The sequence below is a fragment of the Arthrobacter globiformis genome, assembly GCF_046536215.2.
Lineage (GTDB): Bacteria > Actinomycetota > Actinomycetes > Actinomycetales > Micrococcaceae > Arthrobacter > Arthrobacter globiformis_E.
The window spans coordinates 2,618,351-2,644,212 of record NZ_CM143421.1; the positions used below are offsets into that span (position 1 = coordinate 2,618,351).

20 protein-coding genes are annotated in these 25,862 nt (G+C 67.8%); 12 read left to right on the forward strand and 8 right to left on the reverse strand.

From position 1 onward, the window contains the following. Window positions 1-8: 8 nt before the first annotated feature. Window positions 9-1,346 (reverse strand): NADP-specific glutamate dehydrogenase, encoded by a 1,338-nt coding sequence (gdhA, locus tag R5O87_RS11755; RefSeq protein WP_410557790.1) that lies wholly within the window; start codon window positions 1,344-1,346, stop codon window positions 9-11. A 187-nt stretch (window positions 1,347-1,533) separates the two neighbouring features. On the opposite strand from gdhA, the gene R5O87_RS11760 reads away from it, so the two are divergent. After that, entirely contained in the window at window positions 1,534-2,235 is a 702-nt protein-coding gene (locus tag R5O87_RS11760; protein WP_410557789.1) for an AmiS/UreI family transporter, read from the forward strand. Here R5O87_RS11760 and R5O87_RS11765 read toward each other — a convergent pair. Continuing rightward, window positions 2,232-3,728 carry an APC family permease gene (locus R5O87_RS11765; protein ID WP_410557788.1) on the reverse strand — a complete coding sequence of 499 codons (1,497 nt, stop codon included), beginning with the start codon at window positions 3,726-3,728 and terminating at the stop codon, window positions 2,232-2,234. The genes R5O87_RS11760 and R5O87_RS11765 overlap by 4 nt on opposite strands. 556 nt (window positions 3,729-4,284) lie before the next feature. Beyond that, entirely contained in the window at window positions 4,285-6,252 is a 1,968-nt protein-coding gene (locus R5O87_RS11770; RefSeq protein WP_410557787.1) for an FAD-binding monooxygenase, read from the reverse strand. A 224-nt stretch (window positions 6,253-6,476) separates the two neighbouring features. Between R5O87_RS11770 and R5O87_RS11775 the strand changes: the two genes are divergently transcribed. From R5O87_RS11775 to radA, 10 genes are all read left to right on the forward strand, one after another. Beyond that, window positions 6,477-7,979 (forward strand): fumarylacetoacetate hydrolase family protein, encoded by a 1,503-nt coding sequence (locus R5O87_RS11775; RefSeq protein WP_410557786.1) that lies wholly within the window; start codon window positions 6,477-6,479, stop codon window positions 7,977-7,979. After that, window positions 7,976-8,680 (forward strand): GntR family transcriptional regulator, encoded by a 705-nt coding sequence (locus R5O87_RS11780; RefSeq protein WP_410557785.1) that lies wholly within the window; start codon window positions 7,976-7,978, stop codon window positions 8,678-8,680. The genes R5O87_RS11775 and R5O87_RS11780 overlap by 4 nt, the downstream gene beginning before the upstream one ends. A gap of 60 nt (window positions 8,681-8,740) precedes the next feature. Further along, window positions 8,741-10,255, forward strand: coding sequence for a 5-carboxymethyl-2-hydroxymuconate semialdehyde dehydrogenase (gene hpaE / locus R5O87_RS11785; protein ID WP_410557784.1), 1,515 nt, complete (start codon window positions 8,741-8,743; stop codon window positions 10,253-10,255). A gap of 34 nt (window positions 10,256-10,289) precedes the next feature. Beyond that, window positions 10,290-11,372, forward strand: a complete 1,083-nt coding sequence (gene hpaD, locus R5O87_RS11790; protein ID WP_410557783.1) for a 3,4-dihydroxyphenylacetate 2,3-dioxygenase — start codon at window positions 10,290-10,292, stop codon at window positions 11,370-11,372. A gap of 3 nt (window positions 11,373-11,375) precedes the next feature. After that, complete coding sequence (gene hpaH / locus R5O87_RS11795) at window positions 11,376-12,161, forward strand: 2-oxo-hept-4-ene-1,7-dioate hydratase (RefSeq protein ID WP_410557782.1); 786 nt, start codon at window positions 11,376-11,378, stop codon at window positions 12,159-12,161. Further along, window positions 12,146-12,949: an HpcH/HpaI aldolase family protein gene (locus R5O87_RS11800; protein ID WP_410557781.1), complete on the forward strand. Its 804-nt coding sequence runs from the start codon at window positions 12,146-12,148 to the stop codon at window positions 12,947-12,949. Before hpaH ends, R5O87_RS11800 begins: the two co-directional genes overlap by 16 nt. A gap of 27 nt (window positions 12,950-12,976) precedes the next feature. Beyond that, on the forward strand, window positions 12,977-14,482 hold the full coding sequence (locus R5O87_RS11805) for an NAD-dependent succinate-semialdehyde dehydrogenase (RefSeq protein ID WP_410557780.1): 1,506 nt from the start codon (window positions 12,977-12,979) through the stop codon (window positions 14,480-14,482). 351 nt (window positions 14,483-14,833) lie between these two features. Next, a complete protein-coding gene (locus R5O87_RS11810; RefSeq protein WP_462836298.1) occupies window positions 14,834-16,246 on the forward strand; it encodes an aldehyde dehydrogenase family protein in 1,413 nt (470 codons plus the stop codon). Window positions 16,247-16,403: 157 nt separating this feature from the next. Beyond that, the gene (locus R5O87_RS11815; RefSeq protein ID WP_410554100.1) at window positions 16,404-17,528 is read left to right on the forward strand and encodes an FUSC family protein; all 1,125 of its coding nucleotides are present in this window, start codon (window positions 16,404-16,406) and stop codon (window positions 17,526-17,528) included. Window positions 17,529-17,568: 40 nt separating this feature from the next. Continuing rightward, window positions 17,569-18,948 carry a DNA repair protein RadA gene (radA, locus tag R5O87_RS11820; RefSeq protein WP_410554101.1) on the forward strand — a complete coding sequence of 460 codons (1,380 nt, stop codon included), beginning with the start codon at window positions 17,569-17,571 and terminating at the stop codon, window positions 18,946-18,948. A gap of 95 nt (window positions 18,949-19,043) precedes the next feature. Here radA and R5O87_RS11825 read toward each other — a convergent pair whose 3' ends face one another. The 4 genes from R5O87_RS11825 to R5O87_RS11840 all read right to left on the reverse strand — a co-directional run bounded on the left by R5O87_RS11825 (window position 19,044) and on the right by R5O87_RS11840 (window position 23,695). Next, window positions 19,044-19,847, reverse strand: coding sequence for a YcnI family copper-binding membrane protein (locus tag R5O87_RS11825; protein ID WP_410554102.1), 804 nt, complete (start codon window positions 19,845-19,847; stop codon window positions 19,044-19,046). Window positions 19,848-20,007: 160 nt separating this feature from the next. After that, window positions 20,008-20,556, reverse strand: a complete 549-nt coding sequence (locus tag R5O87_RS11830) for a hypothetical protein (protein WP_410554103.1) — start codon at window positions 20,554-20,556, stop codon at window positions 20,008-20,010. 198 nt (window positions 20,557-20,754) lie between these two features. Next, on the reverse strand, window positions 20,755-21,939 hold the full coding sequence (locus R5O87_RS11835; RefSeq protein WP_462836439.1) for a beta-ketoacyl-[acyl-carrier-protein] synthase family protein: 1,185 nt from the start codon (window positions 21,937-21,939) through the stop codon (window positions 20,755-20,757). A 142-nt stretch (window positions 21,940-22,081) separates the two neighbouring features. Next, complete coding sequence (locus R5O87_RS11840) at window positions 22,082-23,695, reverse strand: peptide chain release factor 3 (RefSeq protein ID WP_410554105.1); 1,614 nt, start codon at window positions 23,693-23,695, stop codon at window positions 22,082-22,084. A gap of 330 nt (window positions 23,696-24,025) precedes the next feature. Between R5O87_RS11840 and disA the strand changes: the two genes are divergently transcribed. Further along, a complete protein-coding gene (disA, locus tag R5O87_RS11845) occupies window positions 24,026-25,102 on the forward strand; it encodes a DNA integrity scanning diadenylate cyclase DisA (RefSeq protein ID WP_306920444.1) in 1,077 nt (358 codons plus the stop codon). A gap of 5 nt (window positions 25,103-25,107) precedes the next feature. On the opposite strand, the gene R5O87_RS11850 is transcribed toward disA, so the two are convergent. Further along, window positions 25,108-25,821, reverse strand: coding sequence for a hypothetical protein (locus R5O87_RS11850; RefSeq protein WP_410554106.1), 714 nt, complete (start codon window positions 25,819-25,821; stop codon window positions 25,108-25,110). Window positions 25,822-25,862: the final 41 nt, after the last annotated feature.

A 25,862-nucleotide genomic window follows, 5' to 3' on the forward strand; every position in this document is an offset into this window, starting at 1 on the left:
GCCGGGGCCTAGATCAGACCCTGCGCCAGCATGGCGTCCGCCACCTTGACGAAGCCGCCGATGTTGGCGCCCAGCACGTAGTTGCCGGGGTCGCCGTACTCATCCGCGGTGGCGGCACAGCGGTGGTGGATTCCCACCATAATGTCCGTGAGCCGCTGTTCCGTGTGCTCGAAGGACCAGGAGTCGCGGCTCGCGTTCTGCTGCATCTCGAGCGCCGACGTGGCCACACCGCCGGCGTTCGCGGCCTTGCCCGGCCCGAACAGCACCCCCGCCTCTTGGAACACCGCCACGGCGTCCCGGGTGGAGGGCATGTTGGCGCCCTCGCCGACGGCGACCAGGCCGTTCCGCACGAGCCGCGCGGCAGCACCGCCGTCGAGCTCGTTCTGCGTGGCGCACGGCAGGGCGACGGTGGCGTCGACGTCCCAGACGGAGCCCGCCTCCACGTAGGCGACGCCGGAACGGCGGAGAACGTAGTCCTTGAGTCGGCCGCGCTCCACTTCCTTGACCTGCCGGAGCAGCCCGACGTCGATCCCCGCCTCGTCCACGATGTATCCGGAGGAGTCGGAGCAGGCCACGACATTGGCGCCGAGGGCCTGGGCCTTCGCGATGGCATTGATGGCCACGTTGCCGGAGCCGGAAACCACCACGCGCTGCCCGTCGAACGATGAGCCCCGCGTCTTGAGCATCTCTTCCGTGAAGATCACGGTGCCAAAGCCGGTGGCCTCCGGCCGTACCAGCGAACCTCCCCAGGAGATGCCCTTGCCGGTCAGGACGCCTGATTCGTAGCGGTTGGTGATGCGTTTGTACTGCCCGAAGAGATACCCGATTTCGCGTCCGCCCACGCCGATGTCGCCGGCCGGCACGTCGGTGTACTCGCCGATGTGGCGGTAGAGCTCGGTCATGAACGACTGGCAGAACCGCATGACTTCGGCGTCGCTGCGGCCGCGGGGGTCGAAGTCGGAGCCGCCCTTGCCGCCGCCGATCGGCATGCCGGTGAGCGCGTTCTTGAAAATCTGCTCGAAGCCGAGGAATTTCACGATCCCGAGGTAAACGGAGGGATGGAACCGGAGGCCGCCCTTGTACGGGCCGAGCGCCGAGTTGAACTCCACGCGGAAGCCGCGGTTGATCTGCACCCGGCCTGAATCATCCGTCCACGGCACCCGGAAGATGATCTGGCGTTCGGGCTCGCAGAGCCGCTCCAGGATGGCGGCTTCAAGGAACTCCGGGTGCCGGTCATGGACCGGGCCGAGGCTTTCGAACACCTCGACCACCGCCTGGTGGAACTCGGCTTCGCCCGGATTCCGCGCCAGCACCGTATCCCTGACAGCCTCCAGCCGTGCGTCCATGAAACGTCCTATCTTCGGCGGCCGGCGGCGCAGTCCGCCGTCCTATGGTTGAGCTTTCAACCTAACCGATTAAGACCGCGGCCGGATAGGCAGGCGGGGATTCATCCCTTATTCTCCGTATTGTGACAGTAAAGTTCCACATTATGAGAGATGGTTTACCAATGTCTTTCCCCAGGACGGCCGGCTGATGGCCTATGTCTGCCTTCTGCTCTCAGGCGCCGCGCTGCTGATCAACGGGCTCGCCACCCTGGGAGCCCTCCCCCGCCGGGATGCGGCCGTGCTGAGCCTGCTCATCGGCAGCCTTCAGCTGGTCCTGGGCATCACGTATCTGGGCGTCACAGCTCCCGGCGTTACGGCTCCGGAGCCCGACGGCGGAGTGCAGCTGCTGCTTTCGGCGTCCGGCATGTTCCTGTTCGGCCTGACCTACGTTTACGTCGGGCTGGAGTTCTTGCTGGGGCTGGGGTCCAGGGGCCTTGGCTGGTTCTGCGGAATGGTGGCCGGGTGCGGCCTCGTGCTCGCCGCGGCCTGGTTCCCCGGGGATCCGCTGCTGGCGGTGCTGTGGCTCTGCTGGTCCTACCTGTGGATGCTGTTTTTCGTCTCGCTGGCGCTGGGCCATAGCCGGCTGTCGCCGCTGATCGGCTGGTCCCTGGTCCTGGCCAGCCAGGCGACCGCAACGGTGCCGGCCCTGCTCGGGATCACCGGGCAATGGCCCGGCGGCACCGCAGTGGCCGGCGGAGCCGCGGCGTCTATCGCGGCGCTGCTCGCCCTCGCCGCCGGGCTCGCCAGACGGGACGCCCGAGGGGATGCCCGGCGGGACGGCGGGCTGGAAGGCCAGCCCGCCGCCGTCGTCGTTATCCCTAACGAGCCGTGCGGGACAACGGGACGTTAGTTGCCGCTGACGGCCGCTTCATCAGTGAACGGAAGCCCCGAGGTGCCGGCCCGTTTCTCCACCGCGATTTCCGCCACCACTCCGGCCACGAACATGACGGGCACGGCAACCAGCAGCCCGACGGCCGTTTCGGCGCTCCCGCCGATCAGGGACGTGAAGTTGCCGACCACCAGGTAGAGGACCCACGCCAGCAGCAGCGAAGCAAGGGCCGGCGCGATGAGGGTCTGCCAGAGCTGTCCGGGCACCCGTTCGCGGCGGAAGAACGCGACGACGGCCAGGGAGCAGAGCATGTAGAGCACCAGCAGCGCAGCCACGGCGAGCCCGCTGAACCACGAGAAGAGCGTCAGTACAGGGTCCATTCCCAGGACGGCGAACGGGCCCACGAGCAGCACGGCCACCGCTGTCTGGACCCAGGCCGCGGACGCGGGGGCGCGGTGCTTGTTGGTCCGCGCCAGGACAGCGGGCAGGGATCCGCGCAGGGCCAGCGAGTGGAGGTAGCGGTTGATGCCGTTGTGGAAGGCGATGATGCCTGCAAGCAGGGAGGTCACCAGGAGGATCCCGGCAGTCACGCCGGCCCACGGGCCGAACAGCTCGACGAGCGGACCGATCACGAAGGAGGTCGCGTCGCCCGACTCCAGGGCGGCTCCGGCGGCGTCGATCACGTGCGAGGGCCCGTAGAAGCTCACCAGCATCCACGTGATGAAGGAGAAGAACACCGCGATGATACCCACGGAGAGGTACGTTGCCCGCGCCACCGTCCGGTGCGGATCCTTGGCCTCGGCCGAGTAGATGGCCGTCGATTCGAAGCCGAACATGGAGGCAACGGCGAACATGATGGCAACGCCGGGAGCACCGCTTGCGATCGCTTCAGGGGAGAAGGAGGCTGCCATGTTGAGGCCCTCCGGGCCTCCGCCCTTCAGCAGGACGGTGAATCCGAACAGCAGCAGAATCGCCACTTCCAGGCCCACCAGGACTGCCAGGACGCGGGCGCCGAGTTCGATGTTTTTCGAACCAAGCACCTGCACGCCTGCCATGGTGGCAACGGACAGTAGCCACCAGGGAACGGCCACACCGGCGGATCCCAGCAGGCCGGAGAAAGCCGCGCCATACAGCCCGTACATGGCGGCCTGTACCGTGCTGTAGGCGAGCAGCGCCAGCCAGGCGGCGCCTGTGCCTGTCTTCCGGCCGAAGGCGGCGGTGATGTAGGCGTAGAAGGCGCCGTTGGCCTGCACCTTCCGGCTCATGGCCACGAAGCCGACGGCGAAGATGACAATGACGATGCCCACGACGAGGTACGCACCGGGTGCCCCGGCGCCATTGCCGAGTGCAGCCGCGAGGGGCGCTGCGCCGACGATGCCGGTCAGCGGGGCCTGGGCCGAAAGAACGAAAAAGAGAATGCCCAGGACGCCGATGCTGCCCGCGCGGAGGGCGGTGGACTGCTCCTTGCGCGGATTTGCTTCTGCAGTCCGGGACTCGGAATTTGAAATACTCATTGGATCCTTCTTAACGGTCATGAGCGTTGGAGAGGGGTGCCGGCAATGGCCTCGCACCGCTGAATCCAGCTTGGCAGTCCCGGCCGGACAGGGCTTGTCTGGCAGCGATCAGTTGTTGTGCCTCAGCGCACTGGTCGGCTGCCGCGGTCTTTATTCGGCGCGGTCTTTGTTCAGAGGGTCCCGCGGCGGCAGCGTGCCGTCAAGCAGGTTGCGGCCACTGGCCCCCCGCGTGCCGCTGCGGGCCCGCGTGCCACGATGGGCCGCCGTGAGACCATGTGTCCATGAGCAGCGATCCCGCTCTGGATGTGAGCGCCCGGACCGGCCGGAGCTCGCGGTGCTTATCGCCGAAGCCGCCAGCCACGCGGCCGGGATGTGGGCCGCGCACCGCGGGCTCGGCTGAGGCGGCACCCGGGAACAAGCTCCCGGAACAACAGAACAAGCCCGTGGAACAACAGAGTCCGGATCCCTTGGCGCAAAGGATCCGGACTCTGGTGTTCTGGTTCTGGCGTTCTGACTCTGTTGTTTCGACTCCGGTGTTTTGGGGAGTGGCAGGTTCCTACACCAGGTTGGCGACCAGCCCCGAGCCGGCGGACTGCAGCGTTTCGGCCGGAGGCGCTTCGGTCTGACCCCGCTCAGCCCGGCGGGCCGGGAGGATGCCCGCGAAGAACTCCCCGAGCTCCGCCGTCGCGGTCAGCGGCAGGACGTTCGCCACGTACTGGTCCGGGCGGACAACCACCACAACGCCGCCACGGTCCACGCCGCGCAATTCGAAGATGTCGGCGTTCGGGTCGGTGCCGTAGACCTTCTCGAGGTTGGTGAGCCTGAACGGCCCTACCTCCGGCTTGAACACTGCCGGAACCGCGTTGATGTCGATGCCCCGGTGATCCTGCTGGTAGATGACCTTCACGTCGAACCAGGCATCGGCGTCGGCACCCTCCGGCGTGGCGGCCAGCGGGGACTCCGGCGAGTTCGCCAGCCACTGCGCGAAGTCAGCGGTCGGCGAGGCGGCGCCGGCCTCGGCGGCGTCGGCGAACACGTAGATGCGCCAGCGACCGTCGGCCGTTGCCTGGTGGCCCAGCTGCAGCGGGTTGGTGTCGCAGACGCGCTGCACCGGCGCGGACTTGAAGCGCTTGCCGGTCGGGAATCCCGCGGCCAGGCCGGCGTGCTTGGCCTCGGCCACGATCATCGACGGCGCGTACTCGGTCATGAAGCCGGCCGGGAATTCGGCGGTGCGCACGTAGAAGTCCTCGAGCTCCGAGGGATCGTCGAACTCCTCGGGCTTCTTGGCCATCAGGGTGGACCATTCCTTGTCGAAGTCGATGAGGTTCTTCGCGACCACCTGGCGCTCAGCGGAGTAGGTGGCGAGCAGCGACTCCGGGCTGCGGCCCTCGAGCACGTGGCCGAGCTTCCAGCCGATGTTGAAGCCGTCCTGCATGGACACGTTCATGCCCTGGCCGGCCTTGGCGCTGTGGGTGTGGCAGGCGTCGCCGGTGATGAACACGTGCGGCGTGCGGGTGTCCCGTTCGGCGGGCAGGACGTCGTCGAACCTGTCGGTGAGGCGGTGGCCCACCTCGTAGACGCTGTGCCAGGCGACGTTGCGGACGTCGAGGGTATAGGGGGTGAGGATCTGGTTCGCGTGGGCGATGATCTGCTCGATGGTGGTCTTGCGGATGGCGCCGTTGTCGTTTTCCGGCACGACGCCGAGGTCGACGTACATGCGGAACAGGTGGCCGCCCTCGCGCGGAATCAGCAGGATGCTGCCGCCGTCGTGGGACTGGATGGCGCACTTGGTGCGGATGTCCGGGAAGTCGGTGGAGGCGAGGACATCCATGACGCCCCAGGCGTGGTTGGCCTGGTCTCCGGCGAGCGTGCAGCCGATGGACTCGCGGACCCTGCTGCGGGCGCCGTCGGCACCCACCACGTATTTGGCGCGCACAACGCGCTCCTGGCCTGCCAGTTCACCGGTGGTGTGCACCAGCGTCACGGTGACGGGGTACTCCCCCGCCTCCGCAACCTCGAGGTTGCGGAACTCGTAGCCGTAGTCGGGGGTCATCCGGGTCGGGGAAAAGGCCATGACCCGGGCGAAGTAGTCCAGCACGCGGGCCTGGTTGACGATCAGGTGCGGGAATTCGCTGATGCCCATCTCATCGTCGACCGCGCGGGCGGCACGGTAGATGTGCTTCGGGTTCTCCGGGTTCGGCTTCCAGAACGCCATCTCCGTGATCCGGTAGGCCTCAGCGGTAATCTCCTCGGCAAAGCCGAAGGCCTGGAAGGTCTCCACGCTGCGGGCCTGGATGCCGTCGGCCTGGCCGATTGCGAGGCGTCCGGGGCGGCGCTCCACAATGCGGGTGGTGATGTCCGGGAACTGCGACAGCTGGGCGGCGGCGAGCATGCCCGCGGGACCGGAGCCCACGATGAGCACGTCGACCTCGTCAGGCAGCTCTTCGGGGCGGTTGATGCCGACGCCGGCGGCCGGCTGGATGCGCGGGTCACCGGAAACGTAACCGTGGTGGTGGAACTGCACGGGCTTTCCTCACTTCACTGTGTGGCTGGCTTACGCCATTCTTTGTGTTCTATATCAGAACAGATGGTTCGATAATAGAAACTGTGGTTATGCTTCAGTACTGTACGTCACACATGACCCGGGTTACAAGAAGTCCCCCGCCGCGAAAAACAGGGGTTGACGAACTCGCCGGAAGCGGTCCAGTATGTTTCGTATACGATTTCGTACCTGATGAGGAGAACGCTTTGGAGCAGGTCAACGACGACACCTTTGCAGCAGCGCGCAAGGTGATCGCGGTGCACATCAACTACCCCAGCCGGGCAGCCCAGCGCGGCCGGACCCCGGCGCAGCCCTCCTACTTCCTGAAGCCGTCGTCGTCGCTGTCCCTGACCGGTACCGCCGTCGAACGCCCGGCCGGCTGCGAACTGCTCGGCTATGAGGGCGAGATCGCCATCATCATCGGCAAGGCCGCCCGCCGCGTCGAGGTCGGGGACGCGTGGAGCCACGTCGCCGCCGTTACGGCCAGCAATGACCTGGGCGTGTACGACCTCCGCTACGCGGACAAGGGCTCCAACCTCCGTTCCAAGGGCGGCGACGGCTTCACCCCCGTCGGCCCGGCACTGATTCCGGCAGACGCCGTCGACCCCGCCAAACTGCGCATCCGCACCTGGCACAACGGCGACCTGGTCCAGGACGACACCACCGAAGACCTGCTCTTCCCGTTCGCCCGGCTCGTGGCGGATCTGTCCCAGCTGCTCACCCTCGAGGAGGGGGACATCATCCTCACCGGCACGCCCGCCGGCGCCTCCGTCGCCGTACCCGGCGACGTGCTGGAGGTGGAAGTCAGTACCGTCGGTTCGAACGGCAGCGACGGCGGGCTGAGCACCGGACGCCTCACCACCACCGTTAAGGAAGGTACGACGGCGTTCGCTGACTTTGGTGCCCAGCCGAAGGCCGATGATCTGCAGCGGGAAGAGGCGTACGGGTCGCGGGAAGCGGCAGGGCTGCCGGCTACTTCTTCAGAGACTGCCGCCTCCGTCCTGAACCCGGAGCTGAAGGCCAAGCTGGAGAGCGTCTGCACCGCCACCCTGTCCTCCCAGCTGCGCAAGCGCGGCCTGAACAACGTCAGCATCGACGGTCTCACCGCCACCCGCCCGGACCGCAAGGTGGTGGGCCTGGCCCGGACCCTGCGCTACGTGCCCAACCGCGAAGACCTCTTCAAGACGCACGGCGGCGGCTTCAACGCCCAAAAACGCGCCATCGACTCCGTCAACGAGGGCGAAATCCTGGTCATGGAAGCCCGCGGCGAGAAGGGCACCGGCACCATCGGCGACATCCTGGCCCTGCGCGCCCAGGTCCGCGGCGCCGCCGCCATCATCACCGACGGCGGGGTCCGTGACTTCTCCGCCGTCGCCGCCATGGAACTGCCCACCTACTACTCCAACCCGCACCCCGCCGTCCTCGGCCGCCGCCACATCCCGTGGGACACGGACATCACCATCGCCTGCGGCGGCACCACCGTGCAGCCCGGCGACATCATCGTGGCCGACGCCGACGGCATCCTGGTGATCCCGCCGGCCATCGCCGAGGAAGTGGCCGACGACTCCATCGCCCAGGAACGCGAAGAGGTCTTCATCGCCGAAATGGTGGAGCAGGGACACAGCGTGGACGGGCTCTACCCGCTCAACGCGGAATGGCGCGCCAAGTATTTGGAATGGGAAGCGATGGGAAGCAGGCAAGGCCAATGACTGAAACAGTCGCCGCCCCCGCGGGCATTTCTGAAGGCACCGCGGGCAGCAAGTCCGAACAGGCCTACCAGGCCATCAAGGCCCGGATCGTGGAAGGCACTTACACGCCCGGTTACCGGCTGGTCCTGGCCGCCATCGCCAAGGACCTCGGCTTCAGTGTGGTCCCGGTCCGCGAAGCGATCCGCCGGCTCGAGGCCGAAGGCCTGGTGAAGTTCGAACGCAACGTCGGCGCCACGGTGGCGGGCATCGACCCCACCGAGTACCTCTACACGATGCAGACCCTGAGCATCGTGGAGGGTGCGGCCACGGCGCTGTCCGCGCCGCTGGTCGGCGAGGCGGACATTGCCCGTGCACGCGCCGTGAACGCCGAGATGCGCGACTGCCTGCAGCACTTCGACCCCGTCCGCTTCACCCGGCTCAACCAGGACTTCCACAGCGTCCTGTTCGAGCACTGCCCCAACCCGCACATCCTGGATCTTGTCCACCGCGGCTGGAACCGGCTGGCATCACTGCGGTCCTCAACGTTCCGCTTTGTTCCCGGCCGGGCCCACGAATCCGTGGACGAACACGAGGCCCTGCTCCGGCTCATTGAAACCGGTGCCGACGCCGACACAATCGAAAAAGCAGCACGACTCCACCGCAGCGCCACCCTGGACGCATACCTCTCCCAAACCAACGCGGGGTCACTTAGCGCCCAATAACGGCCCCGCATTCGGCTGTAACTGACCCCGCGTTGCTCTAGACAGTAAGGAAAACCAACGATGACGACCCCTGTAGAAACGGCAGCCAAGCACTACGTTCCCGAGGACCTGCCCACCCACATCCAGCACTTCATCAACGGCAAGTTCGTTGATTCCGTGGGCGGGAAGACCTTCGACGTCCTGGACCCGGTCTCCAATCAGAACTACGCCACCGCCGCGGCAGGCCAGAGGGAAGACATCGACCTCGCCGTTGCCGCAGCACGCGAGGCGTTCACCAGCGGCCCGTGGCCCAAGATGAAGCCCCGCGAGCGCGCCAAGGTCCTGAACCGGATCGCCGACGCCGTCGAGGCCCAGGAAAGCCGCCTCGCCGAACTGGAAACCTTCGACACCGGCCTGCCCATCACCCAGGCCAAGGGCCAGGCGCTGCGTGCGGCGGAGAACTTCCGCTTCTTCGCGGATCTGATCGTGGCCCAGTTCGACGACGCCATGAAGGTCCCCGGCTCGCAGATCAACTACGTAAACCGCAAGCCGATCGGCGTCGCCGGGCTCATCACCCCGTGGAACACCCCGTTCATGCTCGAGTCCTGGAAGCTTGCCCCGGCCCTGGCCACCGGCAACACCGTGGTCCTCAAGCCGGCCGAATTCACCCCGCTGTCCGCGTCGCTCTGGGCCACCATCTTCAAGGAAGCAGGCCTGCCGGACGGCGTCTTCAACCTGGTCAACGGCCTGGGCGAGGAAGCCGGCGACGCACTGGTCAAGCACCCGGACGTTCCGCTGATCTCCTTCACCGGCGAGACCACCACGGGCCAGACCATCTTCCGCAACGCGGCCGCCAATCTCAAGGGCCTCTCCATGGAGCTCGGCGGCAAGTCACCGTGCGTCGTGTTCGCCGACGCCGACCTGGACGCCGCGATCGACTCCGCCCTGTTCGGGGTCTTCTCGCTCAACGGCGAACGCTGCACCGCCGGCTCCCGCATCCTGGTGGAACGCGCCATCTACGAGGAGTTCTGCGAGAAGTACGCCGCCCGCGCCAGGAACATCGTGGTGGGCGATCCGCACGATCCCAAGACGCAGGTGGGGGCTCTGGTCCACCCGGAGCACTACGAGAAGGTGGCTTCCTACGTGGAGATCGGCAAGTCCGAGGGCCGGCTGCTGGCCGGCGGCGGACGGCCGGAAGCCCTGCCGGAGGGCAACTACATCGCCCCCACCGTCTTCGCCGATGTCTCCCCCGACGCCCGGATCTTCCAGGAGGAGATCTTTGGTCCCGTCGTCGCCATCACGCCGTTTGAGAACGACGACGAGGCGCTGGCTTTGGCGAACAACACCAAGTACGGCCTGGCGGCCTACATCTGGACCCAGAACCTGACCCGGGCCCACAACTTCTCGCAGAACGTGGAGGCCGGCATGGTGTGGCTGAACAGCCACAACGTCCGCGACCTGCGCACCCCGTTCGGCGGCGTCAAGGCCTCCGGCCTGGGCCACGAGGGCGGCTACCGCTCCATCGATTTCTACACCGACCAGCAGGCCGTGCACATCTCGCTCGGTTCCGTCCACACCCCCAAATTCGGCGCCTAAGCGCTACCCACCCTTTCAAAGAAGAGAGAACATCATGACCAACTTCGTTCCCACCCCCAGCGTTCCGGCACCGGATATCGTGCGCTGCGCCTACATGGAAATCGTGGTCACGGACCTCGCCAAGTCGCGCGAGTTCTACGTCGACGTCCTGGGCCTGCACGTCACCGAAGAGGATGAAAACACCATCTACCTCCGCTCCCTGGAGGAGTTCATCCACCACAACCTGGTCCTGCGCCAGGGCCCCATCGCCGCCGTGGCAGCCTTCGCCTACCGGGTGAAGTCCCCCGCCGAGGTGGACGCAGCCGAGGCCTACTACCGCGAGCTTGGCTGCCGCGTTGAGCGCCGGAAGGAAGGCTTCACCAAGGGCATCGGTGACTCCGTCCGCGTCGAGGACCCGCTGGGCTTCCCGTACGAGTTCTTCTACGAGACCGAGCACGTCGAGCGCCTCACCCAGCGCTACGACCTGTACTCAGCCGGCGAACTGGTGCGCCTGGACCACTTCAACCAGGTCACCCCGGACGTTCCCCGCGGCCGCGCCTACCTGGAGGACCTCGGCTTCCGCGTCTCCGAGGACATCAAGGACTCCGACGGCGTCACCTACGCCGCCTGGATGCACCGCAAGCAGACCGTGCACGACACCGCCCTCACCGGCGGCAACGGCCCGCGCATGCACCACGTCGCCTTCGCCACGCACGAGAAGCACAACATCATCCAGATCTGCGACAAAATGGGCGCCCTGCGCATCAGCGACCGGATCGAACGCGGCCCCGGCCGGCACGGCGTCTCCAACGCGTTCTACCTCTACATCCTGGACCCGGACGGCCACCGCATCGAGATCTACACCCAGGACTACTACACCGGCGACCCGGACAACCCCACCATCACCTGGGACGTCCACGACAACCAGCGCCGCGACTGGTGGGGCAACCCCGTCGTCCCGTCCTGGTACACCGAGGCCTCCCTGGTCCTGGACCTGGACGGCAACCCGCAACCGGTCATCGAACGCACCGACGCCTCCGAAATGGCCGTCACCGTCGGCGCCGACGGCTTCTCCTACACCCGCAAGGACGAGACCTCCGCCGCGGTGGAGGGCTTCAAGCTGGGAGCCCAGGTCTAACCGATGCTGGACGCGAAGACGATCGAGGCCATCGCGGACGAGCTGGTGGAAGCCGGCCGGACCCGCACCCCTCTGCCCCGGCTGACTGCCCGTTACCCGGACATGACGGTGGAGGACTCCTACGCGGTGCAGCAGCTGTGGCGGCGCCGCAACGAGGACGCCGGCCGGACCCTGGTGGGGCGCAAGATCGGCCTCACTTCCAAGGCCATGCAGGCCGCCACCGGCATCACCGAACCGGACTACGGCGCCATCTTCGATGACATGGTCCTGGAAACCGGCTGCTCCGTCCAATGGGACAGGTACACCCACCCGCGGGTGGAGGTGGAGCTCGCGTTCGTCCTGAAGGACGGGCTCAAAGGCCCCGGCTGCACCATCTTCGACGTCCTCAACGCCACCGACTACGTGGTTCCGGCCCTCGAGATCCTCGATTCGAGGATCGAGATGGAGGGCCGGACCATCGTGGACACCATCTCCGACAACGCCGCGATGGGCGCCATGGTGGTGGGCGGCCGCCCGGTGAAGCCGGACGCCGTCGACCTCCGCTGGGTCTCCGCGATCCTCTACAAGAACCAGACCGTGGAGGAAACCGGCGTGGCCGCCGGCGTCCTGGACCACCCGGCCAACGGCGTCCACTGGCTGGCCAACAAGATCGCCGCGCACGGGGACTCCATGAAGGCCGGCGACATCATCCTCGCCGGCTCCTTCACCCGCCCGCTCTGGGTCTACAAGGGCGACACCGTCCACGCCGACTACGGACCCCTCGGGAGCGTCACATGCCGCTTCGAATAGAAGACACCTTCCGGTCCGCCCTCGCCGTGACTGACCGGCCGCTGGCCGGGATGTGGGTCTGCTCCGGCAGCCCCCTCATCGCCGAGCTCTGCGCCGGGTCCGGCCTGGACTGGCTCCTGGTGGACGCCGAACACAGCCCCAACGGGCTCGAATCCATCCTCGCCCAACTGCAGGCCATCCACGGCTACCCGGTCCCTACCCTGGTCCGGCCGCCCGTGAACGACACCGTGCTGATCAAGCAGTACCTGGACCTGGGCGTGCAGAACCTGCTCATCCCCATGGTCAACTCCGTCGCCGAAGCCGAAGCCGCGGTGGCCGCCACCCGCTACCCGCCCCACGGGGTCCGCGGCGTCGGTTCCGCACTCGCCCGGGCGGCCCGCTGGAACCGCGTCCCGGACTACCTCGCCCGGGCATCGGAGACCATCAGCGTCACGGTGCAGATCGAGTCGGCGGCCGCGGTTGAGGCAGTGGAGGACATCCTGAAGGTCGACGGCGTGGACGCCATCTTCGTGGGCCCATCCGACCTCGCCGCGTCCATGGGGCTGCTGGGCCAGCAAGAACACCCCGAGGTGCGCGCCGCCGTCGAACACTGCCTCGCCGCCGCCAAAGCGGCCGGCAAACCCATCGGCGTCAACGCCTTCGCCCCCGCCACCGCCCGCGCCTATCTCGCGGCAGGTGCCGACTTCATCCTGGTGGGCGCCGACGTCGCCCTCCTGGCCCGCGGCTCCGAAGCCCTCGCCGCGGAGTACGTCCGGCCCTCCGACGGCGGCACCCCGGCCAGCTACTGACTCTTCCCCTCTTTAGGACTCTCTCCCATGACAGTTACTTCTGCGCTGCCCCCTGCCATCTCACCGGAGCGCGAGACATCGCTGCTCGCGTCCGTCCCCACCGGCCTGCTCATCAACGGCCAATGGGTGGACGCGACCGACGGCGGCACGTTCGACGTGCACGACCCCGCCACCGGGGAGGTGCTCGCCACCCTCGCCTCCGCCACCAGCGACGACGCCCTTGCCGCGCTCGACGCGGCCGACGCCGCCCAGGCCTCCTGGGCGCGCACCGCGCCCCGGGAACGTGCGGAGATCCTGCGCCGCGCATTCGACCTGGTCACCGAACGTGCCGAGGACTTCGCCCTGCTGATGACCCTGGAAATGGGCAAGCCCCTGGCCGAGGCCCGCGGCGAAGTCACCTACGGCGCCGAGTTCCTCCGCTGGTTCTCCGAAGAAACCGTCCGCGACTACGGCCGGTACCTCACCACGCCCGAGGGCAAGAACAAGATCCTCGTCCAGCACAAACCCGTCGGCCCCTGCCTGCTCATCACCCCGTGGAACTTCCCGCTCGCCATGGCCACCCGCAAGGTCGCCCCCGCCATCGCCGCCGGCTGCACCATGGTCCTCAAACCAGCCAAGCTCACCCCCTTGACGGCCCAGTACTTCGCCCAGACCATGCTCGACGCCGGCCTCCCCGCCGGGGTGTTGAACGTGGTTTCGTCTTCCTCCGCCTCGGGGATCTCGGGGCCGCTGCTCGCCGACCCGCGCCTGCGGAAGGTCTCCTTCACCGGCTCCACCCCCGTCGGCAAGCGGCTCATGGCCGACGCCGCGCAGAACGTCCTGCGCACCTCCATGGAACTCGGCGGCAACGCACCCTTCATCGTGTTCGAGGACGCCGACCTCGACGCCGCCGTCGAAGGGGCCATGGCCGCCAAGATGCGGAACATGGGCGAGGCCTGCACCGCAGCCAACCGCTTCCTCGTCCAGGAAACCGTCGCCGCCGAATTCACCCGGAAGTTCGCCGCCGCCATGGGCGCCCTGACCACCGGCCGCGGCACCGAACCGACCACAAATGTTGGCCCGCTGATCGACACCGGCGCCCGCGACGATGTGCACGCCCTCGTCACGGCCGCGGTCGACGCCGGAGCAACGGCCGTCACCGGCGGCGCACCCGTTGACGGTCCCGGCTACTTCTCCCGGCCCACCGTCCTCGCCGATGTCCCCAACGACGCCGCCATCCTCCGCCAGGAGATCTTCGGACCCGTCGCACCCGTCACCACCTTCGCCACCGAAGAGGACGCCATCCGGCTCGCCAACGCCTCGGAATACGGCCTCGCCTCCTACCTCTACAGCCGGGACTTCAACCGGCTCCTGCGCGTGGCCGAACAAATCGAATTCGGCATGGTCGGCTTCAACGCCGGCGTCATCTCCAACGCCGCAGCACCCTTCGGCGGCGTCAAGCAATCCGGCCTCGGCCGGGAAGGCGGCTCCGAAGGCATCGCCGAATACACCACCACCCAATACATCGGCATCGCCGACCCTTACGCCAACTGAAGGAAAAAGCATTGAGTACTGTCCAGCACGGGCAGCGCGGCTCGGCAACGGATAACCGCCGCGTAGCGATCGCCACCATCATCGGCACCACCATCGAGTGCCGGCAATCCCACGATATCTGGACAAAAACTCCCATCCGTTGCTCCGTAGACGCCGTTTTGGAGCATGAAAAGGGCTTCTACGGAGCAATCGACGGGAGTTGCCAGAGGGGCAGTCCAGCCAGTCAGTTCGCCCCAAGTCAAGGGTTCTGCACCCAAAGACAAGCCAGCGGCCCCGGGCGCGGAGAACACTTAGATATGCCCGCCTCGCCGCCCGGCTGAGCGCACTTTCCTACTCGAAGTGGAGTACCTCTTGGAAACCTACGATGCCCTCCTCGCGTCCGTCACCGCCGGCCCCGGTCAGGACAGCCGGACCATGTACGATCCCGCTACCGGCGGCGTCGTGGGCGAGGCGCCGGTCCACACCGTTGAGGACCTGGAAACCGCGGTGGCCGCGGCCGTCGCCGCCCAGCCCGCCTGGGCCGCACTGGGCCACGACGCCCGGTCCGCCGCCCTGCTCAAGGCCGCCGACGCCGTCGAACGCTCCGCCGAGGAACTCGCCCAGCTCCTCTCCCGCGAACAGGGCAAACCCCTCAACGGCCCCAACGCCCGCTTCGAAGTCGGCGCCTGCGCCGCCTGGCTCCGCGCCACCGCCGCCACCGAACTCACACCCGAAGTCATCGTCGACGACGGCGAAACCTACGCCGAACTCCACTACAAGCCCATCGGCGTCGTCGGCGCCATCGGCCCCTGGAACTGGCCCATGATGATCACCATCTGGCAGATCGCCCCCGCACTGCGCATGGGCAACACCGCTGTCGTCAAGCCCTCCAAAATGACGCCGCTCTCCGTCCTGGCCCTGATCAAGGTCCTCAACGAAGAACTCCCCGAGAACGTCCTGACCGCCATCTCCGGCGACCGCGAAGTCGGCGCCCGCCTCGCCGAACACCCCGCCGTCGGCAAAATCATGTTCACCGGCTCCACCCCCGCCGGCAAAGCGATCATCAAATCCTCCGCCGACACCGTCAAACGCCTCACCCTCGAACTCGGCGGCAACGACGCCGGCATCGTCCTGCCCGACGCCGACCCCAAAACCATCGCCCAGGACCTGTTCTGGGGCGCGTTCATCAACACCGGCCAAACCTGCGCCGCCCTCAAACGCCTCTACGTCCACAACGACATCTACGACGCCGTCTGCAACGAACTCACCACCATCGCCAAAACCATGCCCATGGGCAACGGCCTGGACGAAAACAACGTCCTCGGCCCGCTCCAAAACAAAGCCCAATACGACATCGTCGCCACCCTCGTCCAAGCCGCCCGCGACTCCGGCGCCCGGATCCTGCTCGGCGGCAACCCCGACCCCGGCCAGCCCGGCTACTTCTACCCCACCACCCTCGTCGCCGACATCGACAACAACAACCCCCTCGTCACCGAAGAACAATTCGGCCCCGCCCTGCCCATCATCCGCTACACCACCATCGACGAGGCAGTGGAGATGGCCAACGCCCTCGACGTCGGACTCGGCGCCTCCGTCTGGTCCCCCAACCTCCCCGCAGCCCGCGAAGTCGCCGCCCGCATCCAGGCCGGCACCGTCTGGATCAACAAACACGGCGCCGTCGACCCCCGCGTCCCCTTCGGCGGCGCCAAACAATCCGGCTACGGCCTCGAATTCGGCGTCGAAGGCCTCAAAGCCCTCGGCGTCCCCCAAATCATCAACGGCTAACCGGCTCACCGGAACACCGCAGGACAAAAGGGCCGCCGTCGCACCAACGCGACGGCGGCCCTGCCGTTTTTCGGCTTCCCTCGTTGGCTATCCGGGTGGCTTGTCACCGAGGCGTCGGGTTCCCGGTCTGCACTGGCTCCGGCCATAGACTGAAGCCATGCCCCAGACCGGACTCTCCGCCAGCAGACGCTTCCTTCGGGGCAGGATCAGGACTGGGATGGTCCGGAGCCGGAATTCACTGGTCCCCGCGATCCAGATGACTTTCGGAGCCGTTGCCGCCTACGCCTTTGCCGAGTACGTCCTGGGTCATACCGGCCCACTGTTCGCGGCCACGTCCGCCCTGATTGCCCTCGGATTCTCCCGCGATCTGCGCATGCGCAGGGTGATGGAGGTGGGCCTGGGCTGCACCATCGGCATCGCGGTGGGCGACATGCTGCTCCACTGGCTCGGGGCCGGGATCTGGCAGGCCGCCGTCGTACTTTTGGTCTCCATCCTGCTGGCCCGTTTCCTGGACAGCGGCAACATCTTCACCACGCAGCTGGCGCTGCAGTCGCTGCTGGTGGTGCTGCTGCCGGCGCCTGCGGGCGGTCCCTTCACCCGCAGCATCGACGCAGTGGTGGGCGGCGTGGTGGCACTGCTGGTCACCATCCTGGCGCCCAAGGATCCCCGCAGGGAACCCCGCAAGGACGTCCAGAAGCTGCTCCACGAACTCGCCGAAGTGCTGCGGGAATGCGCCGCAGCCCTGGTGGACAGCGACTCCACCCGGGCCTGGCATGCCCTGGTCCGGGGCCGGAACAGCCAGCCGCTGGTCGACGCCATGCGGCACTCGCTGCGGGCCTCCGGCGAGGTGGCCACGCTGGCGCCCGCCTACCGCCGGCACCGGGACGAACTCGACCGGCTGGAGCAGTCACTCGAGTACATCGACCTTGCACTCCGCAACAGCCGCGTCTTCGCCCGCCGGCTCACCAGTTCCATCAACCACGCCGCGCTGTCCGACGAAGCCACGGAGAACATCGCCGAGGTGCTGCAGGAGACGGCCGCGGCCGTGGAAGAGCTTTCACTGGGCCTAGCCGAGGTGCAGGAGGGTGCCCGCCATGCCCACCTGCGCAGCGCACGGCAGGACCTGGGCGAGATCGCCGGGCGCTTGCACCCGAGGGTGCTGAAGGTGCAGAAGCTCGAGGGCGAGACAGTGGTGATGCTGTTCCGGCCGCTCATGGTGGACCTGCTGGAAGCCGCCGGCATCGATTCCAGCGAGGCGCGTGACCTTTTGCCCCCGCTGTAGGCGCGCAAATATTGTCGTACCCGACGGATACTGTGGAGCAATGGCTACAAAGACTTCCCGGGCTTCCAAGGCGCCGGGCTATAAATGCGCGGAATGCGGCTGGACCACGGTCAAGTGGGTGGGCCGGTGCGGTGAGTGCCAGGCGTGGGGCACCGTTGAGGAAACCGGCGCCGCGGTAGCACGTACGACGGCGGCCACTACAGTTCTGGAGCCAGCCCGCCCCATTGCCGAGGTTGACGCCACCACCGCCGCTTACCTGCCCACCGGCGTTGATGAACTCGACCGCGTGCTTGGCGGCGGCGTGGTGCCCGGCGCCGTGATCCTGCTCGCGGGCGAGCCGGGCGTGGGAAAGTCGACGCTGCTGCTGGATGTGGCCGCCAAGTTCGCCCGCACCGGTCAGAGCGTCCTGTACGTGACAGGCGAGGAATCAGCGGCCCAGGTGAAGCTGCGCGCGGAGCGGATCAGCGCCATCGCGGACACCCTCTACCTGTCCGCGGAGACCGACCTCGGCCAGGCGCTTGGCCAGGTGGAAAAGGTGGAGCCGAAGCTGCTGGTGGTGGACTCCGTGCAGACGCTCAGCAGCGCGGACGTTGAGGGCAGCGCCGGCGGCGTCTCCCAGGTCCGCGAGGTGGCAGCCTCGATCATTTCCGCGGCCAAGCGCCGGAACATGACCACGCTGCTGGTGGGGCACGTGACCAAGGACGGCTCCATCGCCGGGCCCCGCCTGCTGGAGCACCTTGTGGACGTGGTCTGCCAGTTCGAGGGTGAGCGCCACTCCCGGCTCCGGCTGCTGCGGGCGGTCAAAAACCGTTACGGGCCCACCGATGACGTGGGCTGCTTCGACCTCACCGAGGACGGCATCCTGGGGCTCGCCGATCCCAGCGGGCTATTCGTCACCCGCACCCAGGAGCCGGTATCCGGCACCTGCATCACTGTCACCATGGAGGGCCGCCGGCCGCTGCTGGCCGAGGTGCAATCGCTGATGGCCGAGACTCAGAACTCACAGCCGCGCCGGGCAACGAGCGGCCTGGACGGCTCCCGGGTGTCCATGCTCCTGGCGGTCCTGCAGCAGCGTGCCGGCTGCCAACTGCAGAAGGACGATTCCTACGTGGCCACGGTGGGCGGCGTGAAACTGAGCGAGCCGGCCACCGACCTCGCCGTCGCGCTGGCGGTGGCCTCCGCGAAACACAAGAAACCGCTGCCGCAGCGCCTGATCGCCTTCGGTGAGGTGGGGCTGGCCGGCGAGGTCCGCCCTGTGCCGGGAATCAACCAGCGCATCCATGAAGCCCACCGGCTGGGCTTCACGCACGCAGTCGTTCCGGCCAGCCCCACCGGTCCCGGCCTGGTCCCGGCCGGCTTTTCCGTAAGGGAAGTCGGACACCTGACCGAGGTTCTGGACCTGCTGAGCCTTATGCCCTGACTGTCCCGTGGCCGGACAAGTAAAACGGCCCGCACCGTCCCCTGGCAGTTCCAGGTGACGGTGCGGGCCGCTGCTTTTTTGAAAGGAGTGTTGGGCTACTTCTTGACCGCGCGCGTGCGGGCCAGGGCCGTGGCACCCGCGGCGAGGCCAAGCAGACCCGCCACCAGCCCGATCCAGCCGACGGCCTGGCCGCCGTTGGATTCCGTGGCTTCCGTGGCTTCCGACGCCGAGCTGGCCGGTTCAGCGCCCTGCGCCGCACCTGCGGACCCTTCTTCCGCCGCAGTGACCACGAACGACGGCGCCGGGTGGTGTTCCTCCGCCTCCGCCGGTGCCGGGGCGGCGGCAGAGGAAGCCGCCGCCGAGGGGCTCGCGGAAGAGGTGGCGGAGGCGTGGTCGTGCCCGGCCTCGGCCGCATCCGCCCAGTTGACGGTGGTTCCGTCGGTGTAGCCCTGGGCCGCGGGCAGCATCAGGGTGGTGCCCGCGGCCGGTAGCCGGCCGACGGACAGCGTGAAGGTCTGGAATTCGTTCGGCCCGATCTGGTGGGCGCTATCCGCGGTCCAGATCACGCTGGTGGGTGCCTTGGTGACTGTTGCGCCGGCAATCTCCACGGGCTTGGGCAGCGTGGTGGTGACCACCTGCGCCTTCCAGCCGTCCATCGGCTTCACGGACACCGAGGTCAGCGGGGTGTCGGTGGGGAGCTTGACCTCCAGCCGGTTGGTCTTGGCCGTGCCGGATTCGTTCGGAACACTGAATGTCAGCTTGGTGAAGCCGCCCTCGGCGGTCGCGGAGGGGTCAACCGTGACGTGTGCGGAGGCTGCGGCGGCACCGGCGGCGAGGAGGCCTGCCGTGAGGGAGGCAGCTGCCGCGGACTTAAGGGCACGGCGAATGGAGGTGTTCATGAGGGTCTTGCCTTTCAGGAAAATCAGTCAGGGGCCCATGTGCCCTCAAGGCGATCTGAAGCTTCGGGGCGTCATGGGCTGGTAGCTGCACGCCGCCGTCGGACCCTACCTGAAAAGCGAACCGTCCGGAATGGAACGGCCCGCTCTGTTGGGAGCCCGTTTAGGCGGCCAAAGGCACCGGCGGCCCGCGCCGGGCTGGCAGGCGCACGCCGGCCCGCGTCCGGGGAAGGACGGCCGGCACCGGCAAAGGAGCGGGGATTCGCTCGGGAAGGATGACGGCCGGCTCCGGCCGGCGGAAAAGCGGTTGCAGCCACGAGGCAAGTGCTGCCAGCACGCGTTCGCCGCGGGCCAGCACGACGGCGGTGCACACGGTGGCGATGGCATGCGCAGCGAACATGACGCCGTCGGTAGCCGCCGCATGGACGCTTCCTGCGGCGGCCGGGCCTGCTGCGCCCAGTGCATCAGGATTCAGGAATGCCGGCGCCAAGGCGGGACCCGTGTGGCTGGCATGGCCCGGCAGCACGGCAGCGGACGCCGGTGAGGCACCACGCGCGCCGCCCAGGGCATCGAAGGCCCAGTGCAGCCAGAGCTGGCCGGAACCCAGCAGGCCAACCAGGGCCGGGCAGGAGAGCCGGAACCTGGTCAGTGCGGCGACGGGAACCAGGGTCACGGCGAACAGCGCCGCCAGGATGGCCGCGGAAGGAAGCATGCCGCCGCCTGCAAGGTGCCCGCCTGCTGCAAACCCGATAACGAGGGAGCCAATCAGCCCGGTTCGGAAAAGCCGGAACGAGGCACGGGGCATCATTGGCGGTCCTTTCCACAGGATCGGCGGGGCAGCGCGGGCGTCACGGCCAGTCTACGGGCAGCTCCTGCCGCAGCCCTGGTCCGGGCCAGGAAGCGCAAAAGATTAGGCGCTGGTGATGACGAGGGCCGCGCTGTGCCCGCCGAACCCGAACGCATTGACGAGCCCCGCCGTCGCGGTGCTGCCACTGACGGTACCGGTGATGACGTTGAGGTCCACCTCGGGATCAAGGGAAGCCACGTTGTAGGTGCCGGGCAGCTCGCCGGTCCGGAGTGCCTGCAGCGTGGCGATGGCGGCCAGCGCACCCGCTCCGCCGAGCAGGTGGCCGGTGAGGGATTTCGTGGAAGTCACCGGCACCTGGCCGCCGGCAATGGCCTTGATGGCCTGCGCCTCCAGCCGGTCCCCTACCGGCGTCGAGGTGGCGTGTGCGTGCACGAACCCGATGTCCGTGCCGCGGAGGCCGGCTGAGGCAAGGGCCTTCTCCATGACCCGCACCTGCATGTCCGGATCGGCCGCCACGATGTCGTTCGCGTCCGAGGTCACGGCTGCCCCGGCAATGCCGCCCAGCACTTTCGCGCCGCGGGCGCGCGCGTGGTTCTCGCTCTCCAGCACCACGATCCCCGCACCCTCGGACAGCACGAACCCGTCGCGGTCCCGGTCGAACGGCCGCGAAGCCCGCTCCGGATCGCCATTGCGCGTGGAGAGCGCCCGGATCTGGGAAAACCCGCTGATGATCAGGTCATTGACGCACGCATCCACACCGCCGGCAATGACGACGTCGGCCGCCCCGGACCTGATCATGTCGGCACCCTGGGCGATCGCTTCTGCCCCGGACGCACAGGCGCTCACCGGAGTGCGTGCCCCGCCCTTGGCACCGAGGTCGATGGAAACCCACGCGGACGGCCCGTTCACCATGAGCCGGGTCAGGGTGTGCGGGGAAACCTTGCGCGGGCCGCCGTTGTCCAGCTCCCTGACCTGGGCGAGCACGGTGTCCATGCCGCCGTACGCCGAGCCGATCACGACGGCGAGCCGCTCCGGTTCGACGGCGGGCTTCCCGGCCTGCTCCCACGCCTCGCGCGAGGCCACGAGCGCCAGCTGGCCGCAGCGGTCCATCCGCTTCAGCTCCCGGGTGCTGAGGAACGCGCCGAGGTCGGCGGTGACCCGCCCGGCGATGCGCACCGGCAGGGCCTCAGCCCAGCCGTCCTCCAGCGCAGCGATGCCCGAGCGTCCGGCCAGCATCGCCTCCCAGGTCCCGGCCACGGTGGCCCCGAGCGGGTTCATGGAGCCCATGCCTGTCACGACGACCCTGGCTGATGGGACTGCAGACTGTTGGTTTGTGGACACGGCGATACCTTGCTTCGTTGTTTGGGAGACCGTTCGGCGGCCGGAGCCCCCCGTCGGGGTTCGGGAGCCGGAGCCCCCGTTGATGCCGCTACTTAGCGGGGTTGTGCGTCCCGATGGGTACCAGCGTGAGATCGGGGTGGTTCTTCTCGATGCGGCGCAGGGCCCAGACATCGTTGAAGAGTGCCAGGTATTCGCCGTCGGACCGCAGCAGCACCTCGGCGCCCGGTACGTTGGCCAGCGCAGCCATGGCATCCGCCGACGAGATCCTTGCCATGGAGTACGGCAGGCGTTCCAGGCGCATGGGCGCGCTGAAGTCGTGCGCCATGCGGTCCTCCACCACTTCGAACTGCATGGGTCCGACGGCGGCAAGCACGGGCGCCTGGTCACCGCGGACGTCGGAGCGCAGCACCTGGATGACGCCCTCGTGCTCGAGCTGCTCGATGCCGCGGCGGAACTGCTTGAAGCGGCTGGGGTCCTTGGAACGGGCAACCTGGAAGTGTTCGGGGGCGAACAGCGGAATGGCCGGGAACTCCACGGCTTCCTCAAGGAAGAGGCTGTCCCCCACGCGCAGCGAGGACGCGTTCACCAGGCCCACGACGTCGCCCGGGTAGGCCTCGTCGATGACCTCGCGTTCGCGGCCGAACACCTGCTGTGCGTACTTCGTGGCGAACGACTTGCCGGTCCGGGTCTGGGTGACCACCATGCCGCGCTCGAAAACGCCGGAGCAGACACGGATGAAGGCAACGTGGTCGCGGTGGGCCTTGTTCATGCCGGCCTGGACCTTGAAGACGAAGCCGGAGAACGGCGACTCCACGGCGCGCGGGCTGCCCTCGATGTCCGGCCGGGGCGCGGCCGGCGGCGCGAAGTCCACCAGCGCGTCCAGGAGTTCCTTGACGCCGAAGTTCAGCGCCGCGGAGCTGAACAGGATGGGCGTGGCCTTGCCGGCGTGGAAGCTCTCGACGTCGAACGCGAGGTTGGACTCGATGACCAGGCCCGCCTCGTCCACGGCGTCCGTCCAGTTGCCGCCCTGGCTTTCGGCGGCCTCTTCGGGCGTGAAGTATTCGGTGAGGGCGATGCTGGCGCCGGCGTTGTTCCGCTGGAAGCGCGCGAACCGGTCGTTGCGAAGGTCCCAGACACCGCGGAAATCCCCGGAGATGCCCACGGCCCAGGTTAGCGGCATGGGCTGCAGCCCGGTGCGCTCGGTGATCTCGTCCATGAGGGCCAGCGCGTCCAGGCCGGGGCGGTCCCATTTGTTGATGACCGTGATGATGGGGAGGTTCCGCTGCTTGCAGACCTCGAACAGCTTCATGGTCTGGGTCTCGAGGCCCTTGGCCGCGTCCACCAGCATCACTGCGCAGTCGACGGCGGCGAGAACCCGGTAGGTGTCCTCGGAGAAGTCGGCGTGGCCGGGGGTGTCCAGCAGATTGATGACGGTGTCCCGGTAGGAGAACTGCAGGGCGGCCGAGCTGATGGAGATGCCGCGGTCCTTCTCCATCTGCATCCAGTCCGAGACCGTTTCCTTGCGGTTGGCCTTGCCGCTGGAAGCGCCCGCGGTGCCGATCACCTTCGCATGCAGGGCAAGGGCCTCGGTGAGCGTGGACTTGCCGGCGTCAGGGTGGGAGATGACGGCGAACGTCCGGCGCCGGGAGGCCTGCTTGTGGATCTCGTGCACTCGGGCGGGGCTCTGCACTTCTTGGGACACGGTGCTACTTTCACTGCGATCCGCTGGGGATCCTGGGTTGGAAAATGTGGCGGCGAAACCTGCCAGCCAAGGCTCCAAGTTTATCGCAGGGGCGGAATCCGCACCGAAGGCGGGCCAAAAGTGCCCCTCAGCCAACCGCCGTCGGACGCACTCCGGATGCCGCTTCCGCAGGCCTCCGACGGGGCACTTTAAGGCTTGCCCGTGCGGTTGCTGGGGTAATCTACCTCTAGGATGGTGCATGCGGGAAACCGAGTACTTTTGATCCTGCCGGCGGACCAGTCCCAACCGGCAAACCTGCAGGCCCCGCCTGCACCTTTGAAGGGAATATCTATGGCTCGCAGCCCTGAAGAATCGCTCAAGGCGACTTTGGGGAGGGTGGCCCCGGGGACCGCACTGCGCGACGGCCTGGAACGCATTCTCCGCGGACGCACCGGCGCGCTGATCGTACTGGGCTCGGACCGGACCATCGACTCCATCTGTTCCGGCGGCTTCGACATCGGCATCGACTTCTCCCCCACCCGGCTCCGGGAACTGGCCAAGATGGACGGCGCCATCATCTGCGACAGGGACGCCGGCAACATCCTCCGGGCGGCCGTGCAGCTCGTGCCGGACCCCAGCATCGAAACCCAGGAATCCGGCACCCGCCACCGGACGGCCGAACGCGTCGCCATCCAGACCGGCGTTCCCGTGATCTCGGTGAGCCAGTCCATGCAGATCATCGCCCTGTACGTCAACGGGCTGCGGCACGTGCTCGAGGGCTCCGAAAAGGTCCTGGCCCGTGCCAACCAGGCCCTGGCCACGCTGGAACGCTACCGTTCACGCCTGGACCAGGTGACCAGCTCGCTCTCCGCCCTGGAGATCGAGGCCATGGTGACCGTCCGTGATGTGGCCGTGACCCTGCAGCGCCAGGAGATGGTGCGCCGGATCTCCGAGGAGATCTCGCAGTATGTGCTGGAGCTGGGCGAGGACGGCAGGCTCCTGTCCCTGCAGCTGGACGAGCTCACCGTGGGCCGCGGCCCGGGCAGCGACATCATCATCCGCGACTACGCGGGGCCGAACGCGTCCCCGGAGGACATCGACGGCGCGGTCAGCGCCCTCCTCAACCTCGGCCCCACCGAGCTGATCGACCTCAGCAAGATCGCCGGAATCATCGGCTTCGCCGGCGGCGTGGACACCCTCGACGCCGTGGTGCAGCCGCGGGGCTACCGGCTCCTTTCCGGGCTCAAGGCCGTGCCGAAGGCCGTCGCGGACAGGCTGGTGGACCACTTTGGCGGGCTGCAGCACCTCATGGCCGCCACCATCGACGACCTGATGACCGTGGACGGCATCGGCGACCAGCGCGCCCGCACCGTCCGCGAGGGCCTCAGCCGGATGGCCGAGGCCAGCCTGCTGGACAGGTTCCTCTAGATCCGTCAGCTGAGCTGGAAGACCGTCGGCGCGCTGACCTTCGCGCCAAGCTTGGCTATGAAGACGTAGTACCCGCCGCCAACCGCGCCCTCGGCCACCTGTTCGCAACCCTGCACGGAGCGGTTGCGCGGCCACGGGAAGTTCGCGGTTTCGCTCTTGCCGGGCGCGATGGTTTTGACGAGGTCCGTGCTGGCCGCCTGGCAGTCGGCGGATGAGAAGACCCGGTCCGAACCGCTGGTGACCAGGTAGTCCATCTGCGACGTGCCGATGTTCACCTTGCACGGAAGCTTTCCGCCGTTGGTGACCGTGAGGCTCAGCACCGGCTTTTCATCCGCGGTGTAGGACGTCTTGTTCGTGGTCGCCTTGACCGTCACGAGCTTCTGGTCGCAGGTGGGCGAGGCTGAGGGCGTCGCCGACGGGCTGGCCGACGGCGTTGCGGCCGGCTGGGCCGCGCTGGTGCCTTCCGTGGACGCATCCTGCGCGGACGAGGCCTGCTGGGCGCCGCCGAGCAGGCTGGTGAGCGTTGCGACACCGCCGGCGATCAGGCACAGGACCAGCAGCAGCGCCACTCCGGCGAAGAGCCGACGCCGGCGGTACACGGCGGGGCTCGGCTTGCGCCCGGTGCGCGGTGCCGTTTTCCCGGGTGCCGTTTTCTGTGCCGCGGTTTTTGGTGACCGGTTCTTGCCCGCGCCGGAATTCGGAGTGTCTTGCCTGCCCATCCTTCTAGGCTAGGGAACGCCCGGGCTTCTGCCGCACCACC